The sequence below is a fragment of the Vibrio sp. Vb0598 genome (assembly GCF_033338935.1).
Classification (GTDB): Bacteria; Pseudomonadota; Gammaproteobacteria; order Enterobacterales; family Vibrionaceae; genus Vibrio; species Vibrio alginolyticus.
Genome location: NZ_JAWOTP010000134.1, coordinates 1 through 1323, shown reverse-complemented (window position 1 = coordinate 1323; position 1323 = coordinate 1). Strand labels below are relative to the sequence as shown.

The 1323-nt window shown below is 41.3% G+C and carries 1 protein-coding gene; it reads left to right on the top strand.

Annotated elements, in window-relative coordinates; genetic code table 11:
• The coding region (gene tssC / locus R7Q38_RS23525) for a type VI secretion system contractile sheath large subunit (RefSeq protein WP_318114485.1) at window positions 1-1323 on the top strand (1323 nt) is incomplete at both ends.

Sequence of the window (1323 nt, the reverse complement as noted above, 5' to 3'; positions counted from 1 at the left end):
TCATTGGTTGACTAAATTTGTTGAATGTTCAGATTCAATACTTGCGGCACGAATTTGGTTGGAAGGCACGCAATCTAAAGATTTTGCGAGTTTTCGCCATAGCATTGTGAGCACGATTAATACCATTGACACACTATTACAGAAGCAGCTCAATGAGATCATTCATCATCCAGATTTTCAGAAATTAGAGTGCAGTTGGGTAGGCGTTCGATATTTATGTGAACAAGTTGATAAACCATCGTCTGACTCCGTAAAAATTAAAGTTCTATCTGCAACATGGAATGAAGTAAGTAAAGATGCGCTCAAGGCTATCGAGTTCGATCAGTCTGCCTTGTTTAAATTGCTCTATCAAAATGAATATGGAATGGCCGGAGGAGAACCCTTTGGGGTGGTTGTTGGTGATTATCAATTACGTTATGACCCGAGAACAAATTATTTTGATAGAGATATCTCTGTGCTAAGCAAGATATCTCAGTCTGCTGCTGCGGCATTTAGTCCATTTGTAATGTCTGCGTCTCCTGAAATATTCGGTGTGAACACATTTGCCGAACTTTCGTCGACTCGAGACGTTGCGGCACAATTTGAACAAATTGATTATGTCAAATGGAGACATTTGCGAGATAACGATGATACCAAGTTTATTGGCTTAACCGCTCCTAACGTACTTTTTCGACAACCCTACAAAAGTGATGGTTCTCGAAACGATCAATTTGAATTTCAAGAGAATATTGACGATTCAAATAACGATTTATTGTGGGGAAGTGGAGCCTTCTGTTTCGCTGCTGTTTCGATAAGAGCATTCCAAGAGCACGGTTGGTTTACTCATATGCGAGGAATAAAACAGGGGGATTATAGTCAAGGCATTATTGTTGCTCCTACAAGAAACAAAACGCGCATTAATGGCAAAAATGACAGAGATAGATGCCCTTTAAATCTAAAAGTCTCTGAGCGTAAAGAGCAAGAACTGTCTGATTGTGGGTTCATTCCGATTTCACCAGTTCCTGAAACAGACATGGTTGGCATGACTTCCAATGTTTCGTTGTATAAGCCAAAACTGTACGAAGAGAAGCATGTTGCGACTAATGCAAAACTCACCTCAATGCTCCAATACACGATGTGTGTATCGCGTATAGCACACTACGTCAAAGTTATGGGGCGAGACAAGATAGGTGGTTATCAGGACGCGGCATCGCTCGAGAGGGAGTTTCAGACTTGGTTACATCAATATCCAACGGCTTCAGACGAAGCTTCTGATGAACTCAGAGCTAAGTACCCATTGAACGAAGCGAAGATCAAAGTTAGAGAGAAACGCGATACGCCAGG